Below are 1,777 nucleotides of genomic sequence, written 5' to 3'. Positions count from 1 at the left end.
CCGGTGATCAAATACAGTTTCCCGCCGATTGGACCATCCGGCGCGCATCTGCTCATCCTCGGCACGCTTCCAGGCGAAGAATCTCTTCGCCTCAAGCAGTATTACGGCCATCCCCGGAATCACTTCTGGCCTATTCTTGCCGCGCTCTCCGGCAAGCCGCTGCCCGTCACGTATGAGGACCGCGTGGCGCTTTTGGAGATCAACCGCTGGGCCGTGTGGGACGTACTTGAAGGCGCCGAGCGCATTGGCAGCGCGGACGCCGCCATCAGAAATCCAATCGCCAACGCCTTCGGCGCCTACTTCGCGGAAAATCCGGCAATCCGGTCGATTGCCTTCAACGGCCAAAAGGCCCGCGATCTCTTCCGCCGCTTCGTGTTGAAGCCCGGCATCGTCGCAGCGGATGATTTCACGATGATCGAACTGCCCTCGTCGAGCCCGCTCTACACCAAGACGCTCGATGAGAAGCTCAGCCTCTGGCGCGATAAACTCACGCCCTACATCGAGCCGGCCGGCAAGCGTCAGGAATTGCGCGTAAAATAATCGATCCCGAATTGCGGTAGCACACGGCGCATGGCAACCGCGAGATACGTAGGCGTGGTCACATAGTAATGCCGCCGTGGCCGCGTGCTTTCGACGGCATGGACGAGCCGCTTGCTGACCGCCGCGGGCTCAAGCTTGAAGGTCACCTTGCCCCCAGCCTTCATCGCCTCGATGCGCCTCTGATAGACGTCCCGGTGCGGCGAGTTCTCGATATCGATCGTCGCGAGCAGCCGCGCCAATGCGCTCTCCACGAACCGGGAACGGATCGGCCCGGGTTCAATCAGAGAAACCGAGATCCCCGAGCCCTCGAGTTCAAGCCGCAGCGACGCCGATAAAGCCTCGAGCGCGAATTTCGACGCACAATAGGCCCCGCGATAGGGCGCAACCACGAGGCCCAGCACGGACGAGCAATTGACGATGCGTCCCTCGCCGTTCTTGCGCATCGAGGGAATGAGCCGCCGCGTCAGATCGTGCGTGCCGATTACGTTGACTTCGAACTGCTCGCGCAACAGCTTCGGCGACAGGTCCTCGATAGCGCCCGCCTGAGCGAAGGCAGCATTATTGAAGAGCGCGTCGATCTTCCCGCGGGTCATCTCCAGCGCCTGAACGGCGCACGTCGCAATCGACTGCGGATCCGAAAGCTCGAGCGGCAAGGCTTCGACGCCGAGGAAATTCTTGAGCCGCGCCAGATCTTCAGGCTTGCGGGCGGTCGCGATAACGCGCCAGCCGCGCTCGCGCATCGTCCGCGCCGCATCGAGACCGATGCCGGACGAACATCCGGTGATGAGAATAGAGCGGGTCATAGGGTTCCGGCCGTTGGCGCTCGTGCAAACTTAGCACGAGACGCTGTCTACAGCCTTACTGCGATTCCGGAATAGGCAATGCCCGGATTTTCGCCCCGTGGCACGCGTCGGATCGCCGTCAGCGCTGCGGAGCGGGCCGGTGCTGCCATCGCCCCGCTATCGGCGTGCTACCTCTTGAACTTCACAAGCACGCTGCCGTCTTCGCCCTTCAAGGACAGCGTATCGCCTTGCAGCGAAAAGGAGCGCGCGGCCTCGAGCGCTGCAAAATACTCCGTCTCGATTTCGCCTTTGCCGTCGCAGTCCATCTTCGTTGCCGTTAGCGGCCCGATCTTAATGGCATCGTCTTCAGTGGCCATCGGGCCGCTGAAGCTGTTGCAGCCGCCGCTACCGGACACTTCATCCGCCGAGTACGCGAAGGTCAGACCTTGGACGGG

3 protein-coding genes are annotated in these 1,777 nt (G+C 62.1%); 1 reads left to right on the top strand and 2 read right to left on the bottom strand.

The features are described 5' to 3' along the window. Positions 1-3 precede the first annotated feature (3 nt). Complete coding sequence (locus tag VN004_RS14450) at positions 4-540, top strand: DNA-deoxyinosine glycosylase (protein ID WP_325611317.1); 537 nt, start codon at positions 4-6, stop codon at positions 538-540. Here VN004_RS14450 and VN004_RS14445 read toward each other — a convergent pair. Further along, on the bottom strand, positions 519-1,343 hold the full coding sequence (locus VN004_RS14445; RefSeq protein WP_325611315.1) for an SDR family NAD(P)-dependent oxidoreductase: 825 nt from the start codon (positions 1,341-1,343) through the stop codon (positions 519-521). The two genes, VN004_RS14450 and VN004_RS14445, sit on opposite strands and share 22 nt — an antisense overlap. Before the next feature lie 167 nt (positions 1,344-1,510). After that, positions 1,511-1,777, bottom strand: a 267-nt coding sequence (locus VN004_RS14440) for an META domain-containing protein (protein WP_325611312.1), incomplete at its 5' end; no start/stop codon positions are given.

Origin of the sequence: Pseudorhodoplanes sp. (genome assembly GCF_035565855.1) — a bacterium.
Classification (GTDB): Bacteria; Pseudomonadota; Alphaproteobacteria; order Rhizobiales; family Xanthobacteraceae; genus Pseudorhodoplanes.
Note: the sequence above shows the minus strand (reverse complement) of the source record. Positions and strands in the feature narration are given on the sequence as shown.

What these genes read in the sequence shown, in the direction of transcription:
- VN004_RS14445 (WP_325611315.1), bottom strand. Translation starts at nt 1,343, where the DNA reads ATGACCCGCTCTATTCTCATCACCGGATGTTCGTCCGGCATCGGTCTC.